Source organism: Bacillus sp. FSL L8-0193 (assembly GCF_037976065.1).
GTDB classification, from domain to species: domain Bacteria; phylum Bacillota; class Bacilli; order Bacillales; family Bacillaceae; genus Bacillus; species Bacillus paralicheniformis.
In genome coordinates, this window is record NZ_CP150261.1 from 2924136 (window position 1) to 2944918 (window position 20783).

A 20783-nucleotide genomic window follows, 5' to 3' on the forward strand; every position below is an offset into this window, starting at 1 on the left:
TTGAACACACACCTCTTATTCGTTCAAGACGATTGTGCTTCTGCCTACTTCAAGCGGTTCCCCAGATGAGTGAATCTGCTTTTTGTCGCCTGACAAATCGGCAAAAAAACCGTCTGATAGTTCATATGCTACGATTATGCCCGTGTCGGAAGAAAAGTATACATCTTCCAGCATGCCCAGCGTATCTCCTGCTCCGTTTTTGACCATTTTTTGTTTCATCTGGTCATAAGAAAGACTCTGCTTCGGAATTTGCATCGGCTTGAATTCGGTGAAATCAACATATACGCTGTCACGTCCGATTTCGGTGACAGCGGGAAGCGGAAGAAGCGAACGGGGATTGTAAAAGCGCCGCTTCTCTTCCATAATCAATCCGAGACATGTCCCTTCATTGGAAAAACAGATATCTGTTACCACCCCAAGCGGGAGAGAAGATTGTCTGTCGTAAACATTGAGTCCTTCCAGCTCATTGCATGTTCTCAAAGTGTGATCAACCACCTTTTTACGAACATTCTTATGATCTGCTGTTGCGACGCGACTCATACGATGAAATGGATTCCATGAAAAACACTTATTCTGCTTCCTTTTCCATAAAATCAAAAGGTGTAATGCCTTCCATCCCGATATTGGCGTCATAGACGCTAAAAGGCAGCTCTTTTTGCAGCGCCATGAGCTCTTCATCCTCTTCATGCGCCGCCTGCTGAAGCCTTCTTTTAAGCGATGTCTGCCTTTCCGATGATTCCTTATTTTTCACGCCCCATTCAAGGGCCTCTTCTTCCCCGCACAAAATCAGGAATTTCTTGCTTCTTGTGATGGCCGTGTAAAGCAAGTTCCTTCTCAGCATGCGGTAATAGCTTTTGACGACCGGAAGGATGACGATCGGAAATTCGCTGCCCTGCGATTTGTGGATTGAACAGCAATAGGCGTGCGTAAATTGGTTAAAATCTTTTTTTGTAAAGGTGATTTCATTCCCGTCGAAAGAGACGACGGCCATATCTTCTTTTTCCGTATTTTCTTTTGCATAAAAAATCGAGACGATCTCACCCATATCACCGTTAAACACGTTGTGTTCCGGCTGGTTGACGAGCTGAAGCACTTTATCCCCGGTACGGTACACGACATCGCCGTACTTCATTTCCCTGCCTTTCGGCTTCGGGGGATTCAGGATGCCCTGCAAAAGCGCGTTTAACTCGTTGATACCGGCTGCTCCCCTGTACATCGGAGCCAAAATCTGAATATCCCTGGCCGAATACCCTTTTTGCAGCGCGTTTTTGACGACTTTTTCGACGACTTCTTTAATCTGCTGCTGGCGGCAGCGAATGAAAGAACGGTCTTTTGTCGGCGCGGTCAAGTTTTCAGGAAGCTTTCCTTGTTTCATTTCATGCGCCAGTTCAACGATGGAAGAGCCTTCAGCCTGCCTGTAAATATCGGTTAATCTGACAGAAGGAATGACATTCGATGCCAAAAGATCCCTCAGCACCTGTCCGGGACCGACGGACGGAAGCTGGTCTTCATCTCCGACCATGATGACCTGAATCCGGTCGGGAATCGCCTTGAACAATTGGTTGGCGAGCCATATATCAAGCATGCTCGTTTCATCAATGATGAGCAGCCGTCCGTCAATCGGATTGTCTTCATCGTGCGTAAATCCTTCGGCTCCATTCCAGCCGAGAAGCCTGTGAATCGTTACGGCCGGCAACCCGGTCGACTCGCTCATCCGCTTAGCGGCCCGGCCGGTCGGTGCTGCGAGCACAAACGGAAACGTTTCATCCTTTTTGTAATCAGCCGGATTTAAGCTTAAGCCGTGCAGCTCGCTGTACAACTCGACGATTCCCCTAATGACGGTCGTTTTCCCGGTTCCCGGTCCGCCTGTCAAAAGCAGCATCGGCGACATCAGCGCTTTTTGAATCGCTTCTTTTTGACTTGGCGCGTACTGCACTTTCATCCGTTCTTCAAGCTCCCCTAAAGCGAGCAGGAATTCCGATTCGGGAAACTGGTCATCGTATTCGGTCTGTCCGGCGATTTTCTGCACCCTTTTGGCAAAGCTTTGTTCAGCGTAGTAAAGGGACGGATAATAACACCTTTCATCTTCAATGAACAGCTCTTTTTGCTCCCCTAAAGAAATGATCGCGTCCGCCACATCCATCTCGGTTACTTTTTCATCACCTGCAGACTGGTTTAACAGTTTTTGCGTCTCGATGATGAGCTGTCTCGTGTCTATGTATGTATGCCCTTCTTGAAGGCATGTCGCTTCAACCGTGTATAAAATCGCCGCCTTGATCCGCTCTTCATGTTTGCCTGAGATCCCCATTCTGCCGCCCAGTTCGTCCGCCTTGATAAAGCCGATTCCTTCGACATCCTTGACAAGCTGGTACGGATTTTCGCGGATTTTATCAAGCGTTTCCGCTTCATACGCCTGATAAATTTTCATGGACAGCTGGGGGCCGAAGCCGAATTCGCTCAAGGAGATCATAATCTGTTCGAGCCCCTGATGCTGCTGCAGGGCAGCGGCAAGCTTATCCGCCTTTTTTTTGGAGAGCTTCGGAACATCATACAGGACGGCGCCGTCGCTTAAAATTTTGTTGATCGCACCTTCCCCAAGCTTATTAACAATTTCCTCGGCCGTTTTTTTGCCGATTCCTTCAAATAAATCGCTGGCCAAGTATTGGATCACGCCTTCTTTTGTTGTCGGCACTTCTTTTTTAAAATGATCCGCTTGAAATTGCAGGCCAAATTTCGGATGGGAGGCGGTTTTTCCGTAAAAAGTGTAGATATCGTCTTCATGGATCAAAGGAAAGTAACCCGTGACAGAAACGGTTTTGTCTTCAAAAGACTCCGATGTTTCTTCCACTTTTACCTTTAATACGGTATACAGGTTTGTTTCATTATGATAAATGACAGCCGCAACCATTCCTTTTACAAATGAAGCTTCTTCCATTTCAATTTGGTCCGGGTTATGGCGCTGCATCACTGTTCTCCCCCTCTCCATTCAAAATCCGTCATGACGGCTCTTGATCAATCAAGCTTCTTCCAAAAGCTGCTTGGCGCGAATGCTGAGCATATGGTCCGGCTGAATGTCCAGCGCCTTGTTCAGCATGGCAAGCGCGGTTTCCCGATCTTCCTTAAACGCATAGGCAACGCCTAAATTATAAAAAGCATCTGCATGGGACGGATCGCGCTCTGTTACATTTGAAAACTCCGTGATCGCTTCGTCCAGCATCCCTTCATTGGCAAGGCACATCGCGTATTGAAAACGGGCTTCGACATCCGTATCGTTCAGCTCAGCGGCCCTTTGCAAATACGGCATCGCGAGCTTCGGCTGCTCAAGCTTCACAAGCGTCGTCCCGAGCATATAATATAAGTCGCTGTTTTCCATGCCCGTCCGATGCGCTTTTTCAAACATGTCCTTCGCTTCTTGATACCGTTCTTTCATGACATAGACATTCCCGGCTCCATAATAAGCTGCTCCCGCTTTCTCGTCCAAAGCAGCCGCCCGGTCGTAAAACTTAAGCGCCCTGTCCAGTTCCCCGACTGCCGAAAGCAGATTGGCAAAGTTGATATAAGGCACCGGATCGCCGCTGTTTTCATCAATTGCCTTTGTAAAGGCTTCTGCGGCTTTTTCAAAGTCGCCTTTTTGCATAGCATCTATTCCAATTTGATTGTAATCCAAAAGCCCTCTCCCTTTCACGAACTATTTTAAAAAGGCCGCCGACATTGCCGGCAGCCGTTCGAGAAGCTCCGGGGTGTTATCCAGAGCCCCGGTTTTATACATACCAAAGTTGTTGTCCGTCTTTAAACACATCATCAATCGTTCCGCCGCCTAGGCATTCTTCACCTCTGTAAAAGACAACCGCTTGTCCCGGCGTAACGGCGCGGACCGGCTCTTTAAAGACGACCTCTGCTTCATCTGTCCCGGTCATTCTGACAGTGACTTCGTGATCGGCTTGGCGATAGCGGAATTTGGCCGTGCAGTTGAGCTCTTCTTCACCGCCGAAGACGCCGTCATGCACAAAGCTTACGTTTGTCGCCGTGATCTTATCGGAGAAAAGAAGCGGATTGTCGAATCCTTGGTCAACATACAAGATGTTTTTTTCAAGGTCTTTACCGACGACGAACCAAGGGTCTCCGCTTCCGCCGATGCCGAGGCCGTGCCTTTGTCCGATCGTATAGTACATTAAACCGTCGTGGCGGCCTTTGAATTCGCCTTCCATCGTCCGCATATCTCCCGGCTGTGCTGGAAGGTACTGGCTGAGAAACGTTTTGAAGTTCCGTTCTCCGATAAAGCAGATGCCTGTGCTGTCTTTTTTGGAAGCTGTCGCAAGCCCCGCTTCTTTTGCGATTTCCCTGACGCGGCTTTTTTGAAGCTCGCCGATCGGAAACAGCACTTTGCTTAACTGCTCTTCTGTCAGCTGGTTAAGAAAATAGGTCTGATCTTTATTTTCGTCCAGCCCTCTGAGCATTTTAACACGTCCGTCCGTACGGTTGACCCGCGCATAGTGGCCGGTGGCCAAATAATCGGCTCCAAGCGACAAAGCGTGCTCCAAAAAGGCTTTAAATTTAATCTCTTTGTTGCACATCACATCCGGGTTCGGCGTTCTGCCCGCTTTATATTCATCAAGGAAATATTGAAAAACCTTTTCCCAATACTGCTTTTCAAAATTTACCGCATAGTACGGAATTCCGATTTGATTACATACCTTTATAACATCTTCGTAATCTTCCGTCGCTGTGCAAAAACCGTTCTCATCTGTGTCATCCCAGTTTTTCATAAAAATTCCGATGACATCATAGCCCTGCTCTTTCAAAAGCAAAGCCGCCACAGAGGAATCAACGCCTCCGGACATTCCGACGACCACCCGTGTATCTTCAGGCCGCTTCGTCATTTTCATCAACTCCAATAAATCAATTCAAAAACTTGTCCTTTCAGATCATATCATCATTTTCGGGCAAGATGCGAATCTTTAGCTCGGAGCGTCGCTTCCCGGCACTTATGACAGGCGCTGAACAATTGCCGCAAGTTCTTTCGCGGCCCGCTCCACCTGCTCCTCTGTATTGCCAAAGCCGAAGCTGATCCGTATGGATGACGTCAGCCGGTCATCTTCCTCGCCAAACATGGCGGAGAGAACATGAGACGGAAGCACAGATCCGGCCGTGCACGCCGATCCGCTCGATACTGCAATTCCCGCCATATCGAGATTAACGAGCAGCGATTCAACAGATACTCCCGGAAAATACAGATTTAAAATATGCGGCAGGCTGTGCTCTCTGCTGCCGTTCACATCGAAGGAGACGCCATCTGCTTTCAGCGTACGAATGACGATGTCTTTAAACCGGCGGTAAAGCGCCGATTTTTCTTCTCTTTCCTGACCTGACAGCAAAACGGCTTCACCGAGTCCCGCGATTCCCGGGACATTTTCCGTTCCCGCCCGGCGTTTGCGTTCCTGCTCTCCTCCGAAAAGCAGCTGGCTGAGCTTCACGTTTTCGTTGACGTATAAGAAGCCTGTCCCCTTCGGCCCGTTCAGTTTATGTCCGGAGACTGACATCATATCGATGCGGCTTTTTTGCACATCAATCGGCAAAAATCCGAAGGCTTGTACCGCATCTGTATGAAACAGCGCCCGATGGTCTTTTAGCAGATCGCCGATCTCATCTATCGGCTGAATCGTTCCCACTTCATTGTTTCCATACATTACCGTCACCAGGATGGTATCGTCCCGCAGCGCGTCTTTCACCTGCTCGGCGGAGATTCTTCCGCTTTCGTCGACATCAAGATATGTGACGTCAAATCCCATTTCTTCAAGCCTGTTGCACGTATGCAGAACGGCGTGGTGCTCGACTTTTGTCGTGATGATGTGGCGGCCCTGCTGCTCTCTCGCCAGCGCGGTTCCGAGAATCGCCATATTGTCGGCTTCGGTTCCCCCGCTCGTAAAAACGATTTCATTGGGATGCGCTCCGATTTCCCGAGCGATCATCTCCCTCGTGCCGTCAAGCCATTTTCGGCTCTCCCTCCCAAAGGAATGAATGCTTGAAGGGTTTCCGAAGTTTTCCGTTAAGTAAGGCAGCATTTTTTCCACTACCCGTGGGTCAGTCGGAGAAGTCGCTGCATGGTCTAAGTAAATCCGTTCCATCCTAACATTACACCTCAATCTTAAATGTAAAACATATACGCTTCTTGCTCGCCCTCTGTATAGCTGGCCAAGTCTTCAAGCGTCGTGGAGTCCAGCACTTCCTTGACAGCGTCGCGAATCTTGATCCACAGCTCGCGCTTTGCCGGCTCCTCATTTTCAAGTACTTCCACCGGGCTGATCGGTCCTTCCAGAACGCGAATGATATCGCCCGCCGTAATCGCCTCAGGCTCGTCACCCAGAATATAGCCGCCGTACGCGCCGCGGATGCTTTTCACAAGCCCTGCGTTCCGCAAAGGTGAAACAAGCTGTTCCAAATAATGTTCCGATAAATCGTTTGTCTGAGCAATACTTTTCAAAGAAGTCGGGCCTTCCCCATGCTTTTTAGCAAGCTCAATCATAATCGTCAGCCCGTATCTGCCTTTAGTTGATATTTTCAAAATAAACACCTCTAACCTATAATAAATCATGCCTTCAGGACGAAGGTACTCGGCGTTTTTCGCAGGACGCGAAAGCTCTTAGCCGAGTCTCCTTTCTCACCAGGACAAAGCTACTCGGCGTTCCTCGCAGGACGCGAAAGCCTTTAGCCGAGTCTCCTTTCTCACCAAGACGAAGCACTCGGCGTTCCTCGAAGGAGGAAAAAGCACGCAGCCGAGTCCCATTCGGACGCAGGAGGCGCCCGTAACATCCTAACAAGGCATAAGCCGTTCTCCAAATGAAATTACCGGTGCAAGCCGGCTGTTGGTTTTTAAGCATCTGTTATATATTAAAAACTCGGTTAAGGCAAGGTTCCAGCCTTGCCCTTCTGATAGATTACAGGTTATTATAGCACACTTTATATAAACTTTCATTTTCGGCCCTATATTCAGCTTGCCATATTCATTTCTTTTCTAATCGTCTTTTTTCCGTTACTCTATAAAAAGAATACATTCGGGAGAGATCAATCATGAAACCACTCGCATTTCGAATGCGCCCTACAAAAATCGAAGAGGTTCTCGGCCAGGATCATCTGGTCGGAGAAGGAAAGATCATTCATCGGATGGTGCAGGCCAAACACCTCTCATCGATGATTCTGTACGGCCCCCCGGGCATCGGCAAAACGTCGATCGCCACGGCGATTGCCGGCAGCACAAGCATCGCTTTCCGAAAACTGAACGCTGTCATCAATAATAAAAAGGACATGGAAGCCGTTGCCGCCGAAGCCAAAATGTCGGGGCAGGTCATCTTAATCCTTGATGAAGTGCACCGGCTTGACAAAGGCAAGCAGGACTTTCTCCTTCCGTATTTGGAAAACGGCATGATTATTATGATCGGGGCGACGACAGCCAACCCGTACCATGCGATCAATCCGGCGATCAGAAGCAGAACGCAGATTTTCGAGCTGCAGCCATTGGACTCTGAACAAATCAAAGCGGCCATTAAACGGGCACTTGAGGATGAACACAGAGGCCTCGGTTCGTATGATGTTGCTCTCGACGATGAAGCCCTTGACCATATGGCCCGCGGCTGCGGCGGCGATGTCCGCTCCGCTTTGAATGCGCTCGAGCTTGCCGTATTGTCCACAAAGGAAAACAGCGAAGGAACCATCCGCATTACATTGGAAATCGCAGAAGAATGCCTGCAGAAAAAAAGCTTTGTCCACGACAAAGATGGAGACGCGCATTATGATGTCATTTCCGCTTTCCAAAAATCGATCAGAGGCTCTGATGTCAATGCGGCACTTCATTATCTGGCAAGGCTCATTGAAGCGGGGGATTTGGAAAGCCTTGCACGGAGGCTGCTTGTTATCGCCTATGAAGATATCGGCCTGGCGAGTCCGCAGGCTGGAGGAAGAACGCTTCAAGCTATTCAAACGGCGGAACGAATCGGATTTCCGGAGGCAAGGATTCCGCTCGCCAACGCCGTGATCGAGCTTTGCCTGTCTCCTAAATCGAACTCGGCGATCCTTGCGGTTGACGAAGCGCTGTCAGACGTCCGCTCCGGAAAGATCGGCGATGTGCCGAACCATTTAAAAGACGCCCATTATAAAGGAGCCGCAGAGCTTGGCAGAGGCGTCGAATACAAATATCCGCACAATTACGAGAACGGCTGGGTCAAACAGCAGTACCTGCCTGATCCGCTGAAAAACAAAGTTTACTATCAGCCGAAGCAGACAGGAAAATTTGAGCTTGCGCTGAAACAAGTATATGACAAGCTGATGAAACAAAAATAATAAACAGCCTGTTCCCTTTTCATATGGGGAACAGGCTGTTTATTCTTACACTGAGCTTTAAAGGATGACAAAATCCCAAAACGGCTTTTAGTTTTGGGATTTTGTCAACAATCTTAAACGACAGCACCGTTGCCGTCATTTTTGTATTACTTATCTTTCACCCTTTTGATCGGGATATCTTTCAAAAGCTCCATGATCACATGGCCGCCCATGATCAAGCCTGCGACTGACGGAACAAAAGCATTCGAAGACGGCGGCATCTGCGCTTTGCGAATTTTCGCTTCGTCATTTCCGACGATTTGGCGTACGTCTTCGCGGATCACGATCGGGCTTTCGTCAGAAAAGACGACTTTAATGCCTTTCGTAATGCCTTCCTTGCGAAGCCTCGTCCGGATGACTTTTGCAATCGGATCGGTGTGGGTTTTTGAAATATCGGCCACTTGGAACCTTGTCGGATCTGTTTTATTGGCCGCTCCCATGCTTGAAATGATGTTGATGTCCCGCTTCAGGCACTCTTTCATTAAGTGAATTTTATAATGAATCGTGTCTGACGCGTCGATTACATAATCCGGTTCATAAGCAAAAAACTGTTCATACGTCTCTTCGGTATAGAACATTTTTAAAGCGATGACATCACACTCAGGATTAATATCGGCGATTCTCGCTTTCATTAAGTCAACTTTCGGCTGTCCTACCGTTGAAAGTAAAGCCGGCAGCTGACGGTTGACATTGGTGATGTCAACATCGTCTTTATCGACCATCACGATTCTGCCGACACCAGAACGGGCGAGCGCTTCCGCGGCGAAAGAGCCGACCCCGCCGACGCCTAAAACGGCGACCGTGCTGTTTTTTAAAATATTTAAACCTTCTTTTCCAATCGCTAATTCATTGCGTGAAAACTGATGTAACAAGAATCTCACTCCATCTTTATTAACAGTTACCGATAGTATCTTATCATAATCGGGTGATTAAACAAGCGGTCTATTTCATTTTCCCGTCATATTTTTTCGCTTCGCCTCATAGATTATCCTATGTATGGCCGAAATAGGCCTTTCAAGCACAAAAAAAGTCCCGATTGTGCCGTTGTCGTATTCCTTCGTTTTGATCCCGCTCTCGGCAGGTGGGTGTTCTGTTCCAAACTTTGCAAGTCCTCTTGAGCACACGAGTGATAAGAGGCATTTGCTCCATTTGGAAACGTCGAACTCCCAAGTAAAAAAATGTTCGGTCAAAACTAGGTGTACAACAAACACATCAGGACTTTATTTGTTAAAAATGATATCATACGTCCCTTTGATTTTCAATGGGATGTACAGCCGTATATTTTACAATTTACTGTCGAACTTTGCGGTTGATTGACAGGTGCAGCTCATCGAGCTGGGCGCTGTCCACTTCGCTAGGTGCTTCCATCAACAGACAGCTTGCGCTTGCCGTTTTCGGGAATGCGATCGTATCTCTCAGGTTGGTGCGGCCGCTGAGCAGCATTACAAGCCGGTCAAGGCCGAGCGCGATTCCGCCGTGCGGGGGAGCCCCGTATTCAAATGCTTCAAGCAGGAAGCCGAACTGCTCTTTCGTCTCTTCCTCAGATAAGCCCAAAAGCGCAAACATTTTCTCCTGAACATCTTTTTCAAAAATACGGATCGATCCGCCGCCCAGCTCATAGCCGTTTAAGACAAGATCATAGGCTTGCGCTTTCATGTCTTCCGGATTCGTGTCGACCAGATCAAGGTCTTCCCGGACAGGCATCGTGAACGGGTGGTGCGCCGCATAGAAACGTCCTTCTTCTGAATCATACTCAAGAAGCGGCCAATCAACGACCCATAAAAAGTTGAACAAGCTTTCATCGATCAGATTCAATTCTTTTCCGAGCTTTAAGCGCAGCGCGCCGAGCGCGTCATTGGCGACTTCCAGCCGGTCTGCGACAAAGAGGATGAGGTCCCCTTCCTTGGCGTCAAGCGCTTCAATGAGCGCCTGCTGTTTTTCGTCCTGGAAGAACTTCGCAATCGGACCTTTCAGTCCGTCCGCTTCAGCTTTCAGCCATGCCAGCCCTTTCGCCCCGTAGTTTGCGGCGAATTCGCCGAGTGCGTCAATGTCTTTCCGCGAATATTTAGATGCAGCGCCTTTAACGTTTATCGCTTTAACCGCGCCTCCGTTTGCCACAGCTGACGCAAACACTTTAAAATCGGAATCCTTTACGCTTTCTGATACATCGGTCAACAGCATGTCAAAGCGGGTATCCGGTTTGTCGGATCCGTAAAGGTTCATCGCATCCTGATATGACATTCTCGGCAGCGGCAGAGAAATGTCCACACCGTGCGTTTCGAGCATGACTTTCGCCATCATTTCTTCAGCGAGCTTCATGATGTCTTCTTGGCTCATAAATGACATTTCGATATCGATCTGCGTAAATTCCGGCTGGCGGTCGGCGCGTAAATCTTCGTCCCTGAAGCAGCGGGCGATTTGATAATAGCGGTCAAAGCCGGATACCATCAACAGCTGCTTGAAAAGCTGCGGAGACTGCGGCAGCGCGTAAAATTCGCCTTCATGGACGCGGCTCGGTACGAGATAGTCGCGCGCTCCTTCAGGCGTTTTTTTTGTCAACACTGGTGTTTCAATATCGATAAAGCCGTTGTCGTCAAGGAAGCTGCGGACGGCTTTTGTAACATTATGCCGCATTTTTAAGGTGTTGAACATCTCCGGACGGCGCAAGTCGAGATAGCGGTGCTTCAACCTGATGTCTTCAGACACTTCTGAAGCCTGGTCGCTGATCGCAAAAGGCGGCGTTTTGGCCGCACTCAGCACATTGACCGATTCCGCCTGGATTTCGATTCTTCCGGTTTTCAAGTTCGGATTGACTGTTGCTTCTTCACGGGCAACGACTTTTCCTGTAATGTCAAGCACATATTCGCTGCGGATGCTTTCAGCTGTTTCAAGGGCGTCTTTGGAAACGTCGGGGTTAAATACAACCTGCACAATGCCGGTGCGGTCTCTCAAGTCAATAAAAATCAAGCCTCCGAGATCGCGTCTTTTTTGAACCCATCCTTTTAAAACGATGGATTCTCCGATCGCCTTCTCCGTTATTTCGCCACAATAATATGTTCGTCCAAACAAAGCGGTCCTCTCCTTTAACTTTCAGTGTTTGTTTTCAAGAAACGGATGAATTCATCAAGGCCGATGGCCTGTTGATCTCCTGTTTTCGCATCTTTGACATTTATTTGATTTTGGCTCAGTTCATCCTCGCCCAAAACAGCGATATATTTCGCATTGAGACGGTCGGCCGATTTAAACTGGCCTTTCATCTTTTTTTGTTCATAGTCGATTTCGGCGGAAATCCCTGCTTCTCTCAATTTATAAAGGAGGGATACGGAATAGTCTTTGGCTTTGTCGCCAAGTGTCACGATATAGCAGTCAATGCCTTCATCCGCTCCGACTTTCACATTTTCCGCGTCCAGTGCGGCGAGAAGGCGTTCGATGCTCATCGCAAAGCCGATGCCCGGCGCTTTCGGTCCGCCGAACTCCTCGGTAAGGCCGTCATAGCGCCCTCCGCCAGCAAGCGTCGTAATCGCTCCGAAGCCTTCGGCATTGCTCATGATTTCAAAAGCCGTGTGATTGTAATAGTCAAGCCCTCTCACCAGATTCGGATCGACCTCAAACGCAATGCCGATGTCGGTCAGATATTGCTGCACTTTCGCAAAATAGGCTTTGGATTCTTCATTTAAGTAGTCAAGAATCGAAGGAGCCGTTTTCAGCAGTTCATGATCCCTGTCTTTTTTGCAGTCGAGAATCCGCAGCGGATTTTGCCGGAGCCGTTTTTGACAGTCTGAACAAAACTCGTCGATCCTCGGCTCAAAGTGGCGGATCAGCGCTTCTCTGTGAGCGGTTCGGCTCTCTTTGTCGCCGAGGCTGTTAATGACCAGCTTCAGATTGTTGAGACCCGCTTTCCGGTATACGCTCATCGCCAAGGCAATGACTTCCGCGTCAATCGCCGGGTCGTTCGAACCGATCGCTTCGATGCCGAATTGATAAAATTGGCGGTAGCGGCCTGTCTGCGGCCTTTCATAGCGGAACATCGGTCCGATGTAGTAAAGTTTCGTCGGCTGAACCGGATTAGCAAAAAGTTTGTTTTCCACAAAAGAGCGTACTGCAGATGCAGTGCCTTCAGGGCGAAGCGTCAGGCTTCTTCCTTTTTTGTCTGCGAATGTATACATTTCCTTTTGCACGATATCAGTCGATTCTCCCACCCCGCGGGAAAATAGTTCTGTATGTTCAAAAATAGGCGTCCGGATTTCTTTATATTGATACGCATGACACGTTTCTCTCGCAATCTTTTCGACGTATTGCCAGCGTTCCGATTCTCCTGGGAGAATATCTTGTGTTCCCCTTGGAATATTAAATCCCATTTTTAAATCCTCCTCATGACTTAAATGCTTTTTTCATTTATGGAAATAAAAAAACCCCCGAACCTACTATAAAACCAATAGTAGGGACGAGAGTTATACCCGTGGTGCCACCCTAGTTGGAACGATCAACCCGTTCCCGCTCATGCCTTTAACGCAGGTTCACGTCCGCCGCCTAATTGCTCGCAAGTTCTGCCGGGCTTTCAGCGGGAAACCTTCGGAGTGTTCATTCGGTCAAGATACCGTGCAGACCGCTTTCAGCCCAGGGCGGTTCCTCTCTTTTCACGTACTCTTGCCTACTATTCTCCATCTTCAGTTCAACTCATATGTACACTAATTTATATTATAATACGAGTGTTAAGTGTGCATGTCAACCCTATTTGCGGTTCTTTTTATTTTGAATTGATTCTTTGGACGCAAGCCCCAGCTCAGTCGCCGTTTCTTCCATAAAGCCGGCCTGCTCCGGGTCCGCATGATCCTTTAGATGCAGATTCGCATCTTGCTCATGGATCGCTCTGCCCATTCTTTGATTATACCTCATGCAGCAACATCCTTTTGATATCTTTTTTCTATAGTATAAACAAATCATTTTCATTTTATTAAAAAAACGGCAAGGAATATACGATATAGAAGAAGAAGTAGTGTTCCAAGTTTTTTACCGAAAGGAGGAGATGGGTACCAATATGAAAAAAAGAACAGTATTGATCCTATCGATGATGCTGGCAGCACAAGCAGCCTTTTATACATCGTCAAACACAGCTTCTGCAGCCATCGGGGAAGCCGTGATTGCCACCGATGAAATCAATGTCAGGAGCGGGCCCGGACTGAGCCATGAAATCGTCAGCGTCGTCAGCCGGAATGAAAGCTATCCGATTCTCGAAGAGCGCGGGGATTGGGTCCAGATCCAGCTGAACGGCGGACAAAAAGGATGGGTCGTATCCTGGCTGATCAAGAAAAAAAGCCAAGTCTCCAACGGCTCTGTTTCAGCGGCGGGAAAAGTCACATCTTCCGAAGCAAACCTGAGAATCAGAAAAGGCCCCGGCACTTCATATGAAGTCCAAGGCGTATTCCCTGAAGGAGAACAGGCTGACCTGCTAAAGACCGACGGAAAATGGATGAAGATTTCCTATCAGAATATCACTGGCTGGGTCCATTCAGACTATGTCAATCAAGGTTCAGGCCCGAAACAGTCTCAATCGTCTTCATCACATGCTTCATCAACAAAGTCAGGAACGGTCGGCGTATCCACCTTAAATGTCAGAAGCACAGCTTCCCATCAAGGACGGATTATTGCGTCGCTCCAACGGAATGCAAGTGTGACGATTTTAAACGAACAGCACGGCTGGTATGAAATCGAATTTAATGGTCAAAAGGGCTGGGTCGCAAGCCACTATATTCTCGAAGGAACCAAACAGAAAAGCGGAACTTCGGAAACAAGCAGCGGCTCCGGGTCAAAACAGCAGGCCACCATCGTGTATGAAGGCACAAATGTTAGAAGCGGGCCTTCGACATCCTCAGCGATCGTCAAGCGCGCAGGGAAAGGCGAGTCTTACCCGATCGTCTCTGCAAAAGGCGACTGGTATGAAATCAAACTGTCAAACGGCGATTCCGCCTATGTGGCAAACTGGGTCGTCCAGACTGCTGACCAGTCAGGCTCAGCCGGAGATTCGAAAAACGCAGCACCGCCTTTGGCAAAGCGGTCGAGTGCGAGCGGCACAATCAAAAACAAAACGGTTGTCATCGATGCCGGACACGGCGGACATGACAGCGGGACAATCGGAACGCAAGGGACGCTGGAAAAACGGCTGACCATCAAAACGGCAACGCTTCTTGCCGCGAAACTGAGAGCCGATGGCGTCAACGTCTATATGACGCGGAATGACGATTCTTTCGTCAGCCTTCAGTCGCGGGTCGCGACCTCTCACTACCGAAACGCCGACGCTTTTATCAGCATTCATTATGATAGTTTTGCAAACGCGTCCGTAAGGGGAAATACCGCCTATTACTACAGTCCGTCCAAAGACCGGAAGCTCGCAGCAGACGTGCAGTCCGAGATCGAAAAACACTCGCCTCTGCCAAGCCGCGGCGTATTATTCGGGGACTACTTCGTATTAAGAGAAAATAAACAGCCGGCCGCATTGTTTGAACTCGGCTACTTGAGCCATCCTCAAGAAGAAGCGGTTGTCAGCACGAACGCTTATAGAGAAAGAGTGACAGACGGCATTAGAAGCGGCTTAGAAAACTATTTTAACTAATAAAAAAGCTCCCAAATGGGAGCTTTTTTATGCTTTCGAATCCATAATAAAGGTGACGGGACCCGAATTTGTCAGCTTGACATCCATCATTTCGCCAAATCTTCCCGTTTCGACAGCAACGCCTTTTGCGCGAAGCATGCTGTTCCACTCCTCGTATAATTGAAGCGCCTGATCGGGCTTTGCCGCTTTTGTAAAATTCGGCCGTCTTCCTTTTTTCGTGTCGCCGTACAAGGTAAACTGAGAAACCGATAAAACGGAGCCTCCGACATCTAAAAGCGACAGGTTCATCTTTTCGCCTTCATCTTCAAAAATCCGCAGATTGACTAGCTTTTCCGCCAAATATGCGGCATCTTCGCTCGTATCCTCATGCGTCACGCCGACAAGCACCATCAAGCCGAGGCCGATTTGACCGACAGTCTCGCCTCCTACCGAAACGCTTGCATCTGTGACGCGCTGAACAACTAATCTCATGACGCTTTTCCTCCTAATTCATCACCCTGCGCACGGAGTAAATATCTTTGATCTGTTTGATCCGTTCAACCACTTTATGCAAATGATTAATATTTTGAATGAAGATGGCCATATGGATCGTCGCCACTTTATTGCGATCAGATTTACCTGACACAGATGAAATATTTGTTTTTGTCTCATTAACGGCCTGAAGAACTTCATTAAGAAGGCCGCGGCGGTCATAGCCGAGAATTTCGATTTCGACGTTATATTCTTTTCTCCGCTGCGTCTGCGGCTCATGCTCCCATTCTACTTGAATCAGCCGGTCGAGTGCTTCATTTGTTAAAACATTCGGGCAGTCCTCGCGATGGACAGATACACCACGGCCTTTTGTAATGAATCCGACGATCGGATCTCCCGGAACGGGGTTGCAGCATTTTGACAGTCTGATCAGAAGGTTGTCAACGCCTTTGACGCGAACACCCGCTTCGCGCTTTTTCCCTTGGTAAGGTTTCGGTTCAGGCGTTACGTCTTGAACGCTTTTCACCTGTTCTTCCTGATCTCTGATTTTCCGTTCTTTTTCCGTCAGACGGTTTGCAACTTGAGCGGCTGTAATGCCGTTATAGCCGACTGCGGCATACATGTCTTCTTCATTGGCAAAATTGAATTTGTCGGCGACTTTCTGCAGATTCTCGACTGTTAAGACGTCCTTCACTTCAAAGTCCAGGTTTTTAATTTCTTTTTCAACCAGTTCTCTGCCTTTTTCGACGTTTTCCTCTCTGCGCTGCTTTTTAAAGAACTGGCGGATTTTATGCTTAGCCTGAGATGTCTGCGCAAGGTTGATCCAGTCCTGGCTCGGACCGTACGAATGCTTGGACGTCAGAATTTCTACGATATCCCCTGTGCGCAGCTGGTAATCAAGCGTGACCATTTTGCCGTTTACTTTCGCCCCGATCGTTTTATTGCCTATTTCTGAATGGATCCGGTACGAAAAGTCGATCGGCACGGAGCCTGACGGCAATTCAATGACGTCCCCTTTCGGCGTAAAAACGAACACCATGTCGGAAAACAAATCGATTTTTAGAGACTCCATAAATTCTTCGGCATCGCTCGACTCATTTTGAAATTCCAAAATTTCACGGAACCAGGAGAGCTTTTTATCAAAGCTTGAATCTTCATTGACATTTTTGCCTTCTTTGTAAGCCCAGTGGGCCGCGATTCCGTATTCCGCAATTTCGTGCATTTCAAACGTCCTGATCTGGACTTCCAGCGGATCCCCCTTCGGACCGATGACGGTGGTATGGAGCGACTGGTACATGTTCGGCTTCGGCATTGCGATATAGTCTTTAAATCTGCCCGGCATCGGCTTCCAGCATGTATGAATGATGCCTAGAACCGCGTAGCAGTCCTTGATGCTGTTGACGAGGATCCGGACTGCGAGCAAGTCGTAAATTTCGTTGAATTGCTTGTTTTGCATCGCCATTTTTCTGTAGATGCTGTAAATATGCTTCGGCCGGCCGGAAAAGTCCGCTTTAATATTAACCTCTTCGACGCGGCTTTTCACTTCGTTTACGACCTCTTCGACGTACAATTCCCTTTCGGCCCGCTTTTTCTTCATCAAATTGACGATCCGGTAATATTGCTGCGGATTTAAATAGCGCAAAGCGGTATCCTCAAGCTCCCACTTTATTTTTGAAATCCCAAGGCGATGAGCCAGCGGAGCAAATATTTCAAGCGTCTCATTTGAAATTCTGCGCTGCTTTTCCTGCGGCAGGTGCTTCAGGGTTCTCATGTTGTGAAGGCGGTCCGCCAGCTTGATCAAAATGACGCGGATGTCCTGAGCCATAGCCACAAACATTTTCCGATGATTTTCTGCCTGCTGTTCTTCCTGTGATTTATATTTAATTTTCCCAAGCTTCGTGACGCCGTCGACAAGCATCGCAACTTCTTCGTTGAATGCTTCCTTTAAATCTTCAAGCGTTACGCTCGTATCTTCCACCACATCATGGAGAAATCCTCCCGCTATTGTGGCGGGGTCCATTTCCAAATCGACGAGGATACCCGCGACCTGGATCGGATGGATAATATACGGCTCGCCCGATTTGCGGTATTGTTCGCGATGTGCGTCTTCCGCGTACTGATAAGCCTTTTTTATAAAAGCAACATGTTCATCGGAAAGGTAACTTTTCGCCTTCTCAATGACTTGCTCAGCGGTTAATACTTGTTCGTTCGCCATGGAATCACCTTTTTTATAATTGAAAACTGTATTGTAATTATTATCAAGAAAAATGTCACAGATGTAAAGAGAAGAAATTCAAAAGGACTTTTGCCGGCCCCGGAATACTATATGAATAGGAAAAAAAGCACCCGCTTTTGATGAGTGCTTTTTATAGTATAAATTTTGTTTAGTATTGCATCAAGGTTAAAATATCATATCCGTCCAGTTTATTTCTTCCTTCAAGATATGTCAGCTCGATCAGGAAAGCGATTCCGGCTACGATGCCGCCGAGCTCTTCAACCAGCTTGATCGTTGCTTCGATCGTCCCGCCGGTTGCAAGCAGGTCGTCAGTGATCAAGACGCGCTGCCCCGGTTTAATGGCATCTTTATGGATGGTCAGGACATCTTTTCCATATTCCAATCCGTAGTCGACTTTGATGACTTCGCGCGGCAATTTGCCTTCTTTGCGGACAGGCGCAAATCCTACCCCAAGCGAATATGCGACAGGGCAGCCGATGATAAATCCTCTCGCTTCAGGTCCCACGACAAGATCGATCTCTTTTTCTTTCGCATACGTTACAATTTGATCTGTCGCATAGCGATAGACGTCGCCTTTGTCCATCAATGTTGTAATATCTTTAAATTGTACGCCTTCCTTCGGGTAATCCGGCACAATTGTCACATACTTCTTCAAATCCATCTGTCTTCATGTCCTCCTCATACTTTATAAGCGACGGCGTTTTCCGCCATCCGCTTATCCAGCCACTGTTTAAGCTCACCCGCCGAAGAATAAATGAGCTTTTGCTCCAATTCAATCAGGCGCTGTTTTTCCCGGTAGGTTTCAGAATCTGTCAGATCGCGCCTTTCGGCATGATAAACAACAGATAAAACACCATTCTCTATTGTAACAAAACCGAGCTCAAAAAACACCTTTGTCATGAAATCAATTGTGTCTTTTGTCCAGCCTTTATGTCTGGCAAGCTCCCCGCCGTATTTCGGCAAGTCAAAAGAACCTCTTTTCAGGAGGAAAGCATAGTACCATTTAAAGTATTCCCTTGTTGGAAATGTTGAGAAAAAATGTTCATCTGATTGATAAAAAATCAGATAAATGCGCTCCAGTTTTTTGCCTTTTATCACTTGGTCAAAGATGTCGAGCGACGGCGGAATATCTATAAATACCGCATAGCGGCTCTCAAGGTCGAGACGCTCTGCCTCTTCAGGGCCGCTGATGACGGTCAGCTCTTCTTCAAGGCCTGTCCCCGCAAGCTTCGCTTTTGTTTCCTCGCGGAAGCAGATGCACGCCCGTTTTGCAGGGTCCAGCTGCAATATTTTTTCTTCCCATGACCGTTTTCCCCGCAGATCAAACAGCTGCCATTCATTGACGGCCGCATCTTTGATCATCAGCTGCGGTTTTTTTCTGTTGTTCCACTCGTTAATCGACAGTTCCCCGACAATCGAAATCTTTGCTCCAGGAACGATCCCGTCTTCGATGGCGCCTTTATAAAATCCGATGCAATCGAGCTTGTTCTCGCCGTCTGCCAGGACAAGCTTCAAGTGATTCTTGTTGGCGCCGATTTTCCTGGAATCATCAATTTTAACGTCGCTGACAAGAACGAACGGCTTCGGATTTCCCGTGCCGAACGGCGCCAGCATGTTCATTTCGGCAATGCTGTCAACCGTGATATCTTCGAGCCGGCAGCACAAATCGACGTCTTGGACGGGAATAAAATCTTCCTCGGTCAGAACCGCTTCAGCCTGACGGTTGATTCTCTCCCTTAGTGCCGAAACATCTTCCAGGTTGAGCGTCATTCCGGCTGCCATCGGGTGCCCGCCGAAGTGCGGGAGAATATCCCGGCACTCCGAGAGATTTTGAAATAAATCAAATCCTTTGATGCTGCGCGCAGATCCTTTGGCAATGCCTTTTTCTTCATCGATACCGAGAACGATGGCTGGCCTGTAATACCTCTCGACAAGCTTTGAAGCCACGATTCCGACGACGCCGGGATTCCAGCCCGGCCGCGCCGCGACGATCACCGGCTGGTCAAGGCCTTCCTCCTCGATCATCTGAACGGCTTCCTCTGTCATCTGATTGACGATTTTTTGGCGCTCCTTGTTCAAGGCGTTGATGTCTTCGGCCAGCTCTTCTGCTTCTGTTTCGTCTTCTGTGTTCAGGAGGTAGACGGCCGGGTCAGCCTGTTCAATTCTGCCGACCGCGTTTAAGCGGGGCGCGATTTGAAAACCGATGGTCTCTTCATCCGCACTATGTATCTCCGCTCCGGCAATTTTGGTCAGCGCCTTTAATCCGGGGCGCTTCGTCCTCCTGAACTGTTCCATGCCGCGCTTGGCAATCTGCCTGTTTTCATCATGGAGCGGCACAAGGTCGGCAATCGTGCCGATCGCACAAAGGTCGAGCAAATCTTCCGGGAGCTCTCCGTTCAAAGCGTGGGCTAGCTTAAATGCGACACCGACGCCGGCTAGCTCTTTAAATGGATAGCCGCAGCCCGGCTGCTTCGGATGAATGATCGCATAGGCATCCGGCAAAACGGGGCCCGGCTCATGGTGATCCGTAATGATCAAATCGACGCCAAGCTCTTTAGCGACTTCAGCTTCATGAACGGCGGCAATGCCTGTGTCAACTGTGATGATCAATGAATAGCCTGATTCTTTGATCCCGCGAAAGGCCGCTTCATTCGGGCCGTACCCTTCTTTAAAGCGGTCAGGTATATAAAAATCGGCTTGTGCTGAACATTTTTTCAACATTTGCAAAAGGACAGTCGTGCTTGTCACACCGTCCGCATCATAATCGCCGTAAATCATAATCTTTTCTTGATCTGAAATTGCCTGTTTGATTCTCTGTACAGCTTTTTCCATATCTTTCAGCAGATAAGGATCGTGAAAAACAGCATCCTTGCCATTTAAAAATGAAGATGCTTTGTCGGCTGTATCGTAACCTCTCATGACAAGCAATGAGGCGGCAAGGGGAGTAATGCCTAATCTTCCGGCGAGCTGCTCCACCTTTTCTTTGTCGGGCGTTTGCACGTCCCAACGCATTTTTGACGCTAACATAAATTCACCCCTCAACCACACTATTATACTAGAGCAGCATGAGGGGATTCAATTTATTTCGTGCAA

Annotated in this window: 16 protein-coding genes, 1 other RNA gene and 1 other annotated feature; of the genes, 2 read left to right on the plus strand and 15 right to left on the minus strand. The window is 48.3% G+C overall.

The annotated features are described in order from the left end of the window. Positions 1 to 15: 15 nt before the first annotated feature. The 6 genes from MHH76_RS14635 to cymR all read right to left on the minus strand — a co-directional run bounded on the left by MHH76_RS14635 (position 16) and on the right by cymR (position 6562). Positions 16 to 480, minus strand: coding sequence for a PRC-barrel domain-containing protein (locus MHH76_RS14635; RefSeq protein WP_023855377.1), 465 nt, complete (start codon positions 478 to 480; stop codon positions 16 to 18). 88 nt (positions 481 to 568) lie between these two features. Continuing rightward, positions 569 to 2965, minus strand: coding sequence for an ATP-dependent RecD-like DNA helicase (locus MHH76_RS14640; RefSeq protein ID WP_025811063.1), 2397 nt, complete (start codon positions 2963 to 2965; stop codon positions 569 to 571). A 51-nt stretch (positions 2966 to 3016) separates the two neighbouring features. Then, positions 3017 to 3667 carry a tetratricopeptide repeat protein gene (locus MHH76_RS14645; RefSeq protein WP_025811062.1) on the minus strand — a complete coding sequence of 217 codons (651 nt, stop codon included), beginning with the start codon at positions 3665 to 3667 and terminating at the stop codon, positions 3017 to 3019. A 94-nt stretch (positions 3668 to 3761) separates the two neighbouring features. Further along, positions 3762 to 4880 (minus strand): tRNA 2-thiouridine(34) synthase MnmA, encoded by a 1119-nt coding sequence (gene mnmA / locus MHH76_RS14650; protein ID WP_025811061.1) that lies wholly within the window; start codon positions 4878 to 4880, stop codon positions 3762 to 3764. A 105-nt stretch (positions 4881 to 4985) separates the two neighbouring features. Further along, positions 4986 to 6125 (minus strand): cysteine desulfurase family protein, encoded by a 1140-nt coding sequence (locus tag MHH76_RS14655; RefSeq protein ID WP_025811060.1) that lies wholly within the window; start codon positions 6123 to 6125, stop codon positions 4986 to 4988. A gap of 20 nt (positions 6126 to 6145) precedes the next feature. Then, complete coding sequence (gene cymR / locus MHH76_RS14660) at positions 6146 to 6562, minus strand: cysteine metabolism transcriptional regulator CymR (protein WP_023855382.1); 417 nt, start codon at positions 6560 to 6562, stop codon at positions 6146 to 6148. A 506-nt stretch (positions 6563 to 7068) separates the two neighbouring features. Between cymR and MHH76_RS14665 the strand changes: the two genes are divergently transcribed. After that, complete coding sequence (locus MHH76_RS14665) at positions 7069 to 8334, plus strand: replication-associated recombination protein A (RefSeq protein ID WP_023855383.1); 1266 nt, start codon at positions 7069 to 7071, stop codon at positions 8332 to 8334. A 146-nt stretch (positions 8335 to 8480) separates the two neighbouring features. On the opposite strand, the gene MHH76_RS14670 is transcribed toward MHH76_RS14665, so the two are convergent. The 5 genes from MHH76_RS14670 to MHH76_RS14690 form a co-directional block, all read right to left on the minus strand. Next, the gene (locus MHH76_RS14670; protein ID WP_025811059.1) at positions 8481 to 9245 is read right to left on the minus strand and encodes a tRNA threonylcarbamoyladenosine dehydratase; all 765 of its coding nucleotides are present in this window, start codon (positions 9243 to 9245) and stop codon (positions 8481 to 8483) included. A gap of 153 nt (positions 9246 to 9398) precedes the next feature. Further along, positions 9399 to 9595: non-coding RNA, 6S RNA (ssrS, locus tag MHH76_RS14675), on the minus strand. A 68-nt stretch (positions 9596 to 9663) separates the two neighbouring features. After that, the gene (gene aspS, locus MHH76_RS14680; protein WP_020452406.1) at positions 9664 to 11442 is read right to left on the minus strand and encodes an aspartate--tRNA ligase; all 1779 of its coding nucleotides are present in this window, start codon (positions 11440 to 11442) and stop codon (positions 9664 to 9666) included. 14 nt (positions 11443 to 11456) lie between these two features. Beyond that, complete coding sequence (gene hisS / locus MHH76_RS14685; RefSeq protein ID WP_020452407.1) at positions 11457 to 12731, minus strand: histidine--tRNA ligase; 1275 nt, start codon at positions 12729 to 12731, stop codon at positions 11457 to 11459. 79 nt (positions 12732 to 12810) lie between these two features. After that, positions 12811 to 13050, minus strand: a binding site (T-box leader). A 54-nt stretch (positions 13051 to 13104) separates the two neighbouring features. Then, on the minus strand, positions 13105 to 13269 hold the full coding sequence (locus tag MHH76_RS14690) for a YrzK family protein (RefSeq protein WP_023855388.1): 165 nt from the start codon (positions 13267 to 13269) through the stop codon (positions 13105 to 13107). Between the two features lie 142 nt (positions 13270 to 13411). Between MHH76_RS14690 and MHH76_RS14695 the strand changes: the two genes are divergently transcribed. Next, on the plus strand, positions 13412 to 14983 hold the full coding sequence (locus MHH76_RS14695) for an SH3 domain-containing protein (RefSeq protein WP_020452408.1): 1572 nt from the start codon (positions 13412 to 13414) through the stop codon (positions 14981 to 14983). 27 nt (positions 14984 to 15010) lie between these two features. On the opposite strand, the gene dtd is transcribed toward MHH76_RS14695, so the two are convergent. From dtd to recJ, 4 genes are all read right to left on the minus strand, one after another. Continuing rightward, the gene (gene dtd, locus MHH76_RS14700; protein ID WP_020452409.1) at positions 15011 to 15454 is read right to left on the minus strand and encodes a D-aminoacyl-tRNA deacylase; all 444 of its coding nucleotides are present in this window, start codon (positions 15452 to 15454) and stop codon (positions 15011 to 15013) included. Positions 15455 to 15467: 13 nt separating this feature from the next. Continuing rightward, positions 15468 to 17669, minus strand: coding sequence for a bifunctional (p)ppGpp synthetase/guanosine-3',5'-bis(diphosphate) 3'-pyrophosphohydrolase (locus tag MHH76_RS14705; RefSeq protein ID WP_020452410.1), 2202 nt, complete (start codon positions 17667 to 17669; stop codon positions 15468 to 15470). Positions 17670 to 17838: 169 nt separating this feature from the next. Next, complete coding sequence (locus MHH76_RS14710; RefSeq protein WP_020452411.1) at positions 17839 to 18351, minus strand: adenine phosphoribosyltransferase; 513 nt, start codon at positions 18349 to 18351, stop codon at positions 17839 to 17841. 17 nt (positions 18352 to 18368) lie between these two features. After that, on the minus strand, positions 18369 to 20717 hold the full coding sequence (gene recJ / locus MHH76_RS14715) for a single-stranded-DNA-specific exonuclease RecJ (RefSeq protein WP_020452412.1): 2349 nt from the start codon (positions 20715 to 20717) through the stop codon (positions 18369 to 18371). Positions 20718 to 20783 lie beyond the last annotated feature (66 nt).